This is a genomic window from Siminovitchia fortis (assembly GCF_007681465.1).
Lineage (GTDB): Bacteria > Bacillota > Bacilli > Bacillales > Bacillaceae_C > Siminovitchia > Siminovitchia fortis.
On record NZ_VEKZ01000108.1, the window covers coordinates 1 to 3,588 of the forward strand.

The window sequence follows — 3,588 nt, forward strand, 5'->3', positions numbered from 1 at the left end:
AGCGCCACGTCCTGTGGCGCCGGCGGCACTAGGACCTCCTGTCCGTCGAAGCTAGACAACAAATGGCTTTGTTCAAAATTTTAAAGCTAAAACATCTTATACTTTCTTGCTCAGTAAGAAAATCGGCCCGCTTCGTGCGGGCCGATTTTAATTCGAATTCAAATTAAAATTCATTAATGAATCAATATTTTAAAACTTAATGCAAATATGGGTCAAACGCTTGTAAGCGCTTTTCAATTAAGGGGCTTTATTGGTTGGCATAATTTTTGCGTGTAGTATATAGAAGCATGAAATATAAAGAGAAAAAGTATCAGGAGGCTTTTATGATGAAAAAGATAGATATCGCATTGGCGCAACTTATTTGTGAAGACGGGAAAGCTGAGAACAATCTTGCCCGTTTGGATCATGTCGTTGATGAATATGGACAATCTCACGATCTGATCTTGTTTCCTGAGACATTTATCGCAGGATTTCCTCCTCCGGAGGTTTGCCGTACATTAGCTGAGCCATTAGATGGACCTATTGTGAAACATTTAGAACGCAAAGCGAGGGAAGCTGATACCTCCATTGTAGTTGGTTTATACGAAAAAGAGGGAGAAAACATTTATAACACAACGGTTCTGGTAGGGCCGGCAGGATTATTGCTCTCTTATCGTAAAGTCCACTTATTCCCAGGTGAGGAAAAAGCAGTTAAAGCCGGAAATTGCTTTCGGAGCTGCAACTGGCAGGGCACAAAGGTCGGGCTGCTCATTTGCTACGATATAGAATATCCGGAAACAGCACGTGCTGTTGCCAGTATGGGAACAGAGCTATTGTTGGTGACAGATGGAAATTGGGAGGGCCCGGTGCACCGCGTTGCCGTTCAAGCCAGGGCACAAGAGAATCAAATGTTTGTCGCTTTGACGAATCGGCTTGGACAGCTGGAGGATGAGGATATTACTTTTTGCGGTGAAAGCGTTATTGTTGATCCGTATGGACGGATTATTGCTGAAGCGGGACGTGAAGAGGAAGTGTTATCAGCATCGCTGGACTTGTCTCTTATTCAGGAGAGTAAACAACAATACGACTATCTGAAAGAACGCAGGGTGCCATTAAATATACCTTCAAAGGAAATTGAAAAGGGAGTTTGGGAAATTAAAATCTAATCATTTGAAATGCCTGTCTTGGCGGCATGGGCAGCAATGAAAAGCATGAATGATAATCTTGTATGTAAACATTGCGAGGTACGTATCAATCGAAGAACTCCATGTGTTATCGATGGTGTCATTACCGCTCGTACAGCATTTCGGATTAAGCAGATATGGGCGGGTGATCCATCTTTCCCTCCCGGGCTATAAGAAAAAATCGTTTACGCAAAATCTATTTGAATACCTTCGGATAAAAGATACGAAAATTTAACAAAAAGACAGAAAGTTGGCATACGGGGGAATGAAACATGAATAATACAAACTCACCAACGCTTAAACGTTCTCTTTCAGTAAAATATCTAGTGTTTTTTGGACTAGCCTTTATGGCTCCAACTACTTTATTTGCAACATATGGAGTCGCTGTTGATAGCACGAATGGGATGATTCCAACAGCTTATATCGTTGCCTTGCTTGTTATGTTATTTACAGCCTATAGTTATGCGCAGCTGGTGAAAGCCTTTCCAACTGCGGGTGCTGCTTATACGTTTACACAAAAGTCCCTTAGTCCGCATGTTGGCTTTCTTGTAGGTTGGACAATATTATTGGGTTATGCATTTAGTCCAATGATCAGTTCTTTATTCCTGGGAATAGCCATGAAGGCGTATTTCCCTTCTATTCCAATGTACATTTGGATTATTCTCTTTATCCTTATTATTACGGTCGTAAATATACTTGGCATCACTATAGCGGCAAAGTTTAATGCAGGGGTTCTGCTTTTACAACTCGGAACATTTGTCCTCTTTATTGCCTTTTCTATTAAGGGTCTTCTAAATGGTCAAGGAGCAGGCACACTCTTTTCCATCCTTCCATTTATTGATTCAAATGCAAATATGCCGGAAATCATGGGCATAATCCCTGTTCTAGCCTTTTCTTTTTTAGGATTTGATGCCGTAACAACCCTATCTGAGGAAGCGAAAAATCCCAAAAAATCTATACCCAGGGCCATTTATCTTATTACGATTATTGGCGGGGCATCATTTATTATCGGTTCCTATTTTTTACAGCTTGTCTGGCCGGAATACCAAACTTTCAAAGATCCGGAATCAGCCTATCTTGAAATTGCCATGTATATCGGAGGTAATTTCTTGGTGAGTTACATGGTTGCAGAAGGAGCCATGGCATGCTTCGGATCAGCCGTTGCATCAGGGGCAAGTGCATCCCGTATTTTATATGCAATGGGTCGTGAAGGTGTACTCCCTAGCAAAATATTTGGGTATCTTTCGCCTAAATATCGTACTCCTGTGTTTAACCTATTAATCATAGGAGGCATTGCTCTTAGTGCACTCTTCTTAAGTCTTACACTTGCCGTATCTCTGATCAATTTCGGTGCGTTGCTTACATTTACTCTTGTTAATCTTTCTGTTATCGCACACTATTATGTCCGCAAAAAACAGAGATCCATTATGGGGACCATCCGGTATCTTATACTGCCGTTAATTGGCGCTTCGCTTACAGGCTTATTCTTTTTAAAATTGGACATTCATTCACTTATTGTAGGTGGAATTTGGTTTACGGCAGGATTTGTATACCTGCTAATTCTTACGAACATGTTTAGGCAGCCTCCGCCGGAACTTGCTGTTGAAGAGGCTTAATAATAGAAGAGTTAAAAGCGGCTAGCCCCGCAATGGTTAAGGCGCTTGCGCTTATTGTTAAGCATGTTTTTTGAAGTAATTATAAAAAAGATAGATAAATAAAAAGATGTTCAATCAAAAAGGGGGAATTTAAATGGTTCGTTTACGAACAACTGGCAGAAGGCCCGGTATTTTAATGCCGGGATGAATCTCAGCGGCATAGATTCAAATAAAGATGAAAAAGTGCTTGCTTTTATTTTTGCAATATTATAATATTTATATAGAATATATGTTCGGAGGCCGGGTAAATATGGCGAAAAAAGGTCCCCGCTATGTCGTAGAATTATTCCTCAAAACGGAGATTTTTCAAGTGCATATACTGGAAAAACGCTTTGAAATCGGGCGCCATATTTATAACGCCTGCAAGCGAAAAATGCTGGATAACATTCAACAAATGAGAAAAGATGAAACTTATCAATTTTGGCTCAAGCAAGAGAAATCCAAGACACGAACAAAAAAATTAATCGAGATTCGGGAAGCATATGATGTCAGTAAAACCGGTGCAGAGCGCATCGTCAATCATATGGGAAAACACTTCCTTGGCAAAAAACCGAAAAACGAAAAGCACAAACAAAAGGTGCATTTAGACTCCCATGCCGTGCAAAAAATTGCACTCAATGTCTGGGAATCGATCGAAGACTATCTTTTCAATCCAAAAACAAAAAAGGTGCGCTTTAAAAAGTTCGGCGAATTCAATACGCTGGAAAGCAAAACCAATAAATCAGGGATCAGATACAAAAACGGTTTTGTGGAGTGGAACGGATTAAAAA

Annotated in this window: 2 protein-coding genes and 1 pseudogene; all 3 read left to right on the top strand. The window is 40.4% G+C overall.

Features of this window, described 5'->3' with window-relative positions:
• The first annotated feature begins 326 nt into the window (after positions 1–326).
• Positions 327–1,145, top strand: coding sequence for a carbon-nitrogen hydrolase family protein (locus FS666_RS18900; RefSeq protein ID WP_186310928.1), 819 nt, complete (start codon positions 327–329; stop codon positions 1,143–1,145).
• Positions 1,146–1,435: 290 nt separating this feature from the next.
• Complete coding sequence (locus tag FS666_RS18905) at positions 1,436–2,779, top strand: APC family permease (protein ID WP_144463756.1); 1,344 nt, start codon at positions 1,436–1,438, stop codon at positions 2,777–2,779.
• A 289-nt stretch (positions 2,780–3,068) separates the two neighbouring features.
• Positions 3,069–3,588, top strand: a pseudogene (locus tag FS666_RS18910) (RNA-guided endonuclease TnpB family protein); the annotation flags it as partial.

Bases quoted from the DNA above. Each gene is read 5' to 3' on its own strand.
- FS666_RS18900 (WP_186310928.1), top strand. From the start codon at position 327: ATGAAAAAGATAGATATCGCATTGGCGCAACTTATTTGTGAAGACGGG.
- FS666_RS18905 (WP_144463756.1), top strand. From the start codon at position 1,436: ATGAATAATACAAACTCACCAACGCTTAAACGTTCTCTTTCAGTAAAA.